Raw genomic sequence first — 310 nt, forward strand, 5'->3', positions numbered from 1 at the left:
CTTTCATCATTGGTACTACATGCTTAGTCGATCTTTAAATTCACCACCCACCTGCGAACCGACACGCTAGTAAATGACTATCCTGAATTAAAATTCACCGTTCATCTCTCAGGCGGGAGAATCCGGGCTAGCGCGTTTGGGTTTGATCCCTCGTTGGTCCCCGTCTTACGTGCGGAAGCTAGGGCGAGAGAGCTCTGAGCAGGTTATTAAGCTGCTAGTGCGTAGTTTTCGTCGTTTGCGACTATTTTTTTGCGGTTTGTTAACGAGGCCTACCGCACCTCGGCATGCACCTCAGACTTCTGAATTCCCG

Annotated in this window: 1 other RNA gene; it reads right to left on the bottom strand. The window is 49.7% G+C overall.

The annotated features are described in order from the left end of the window. Positions 1–310, bottom strand: a transfer-messenger RNA (tmRNA) gene (ssrA, locus tag EKO23_RS24960); the annotation flags it as partial.

The sequence above is a fragment of the Nocardioides guangzhouensis genome (assembly GCF_004519545.1).
GTDB lineage: Bacteria > Actinomycetota > Actinomycetes > Propionibacteriales > Nocardioidaceae > Nocardioides > Nocardioides guangzhouensis.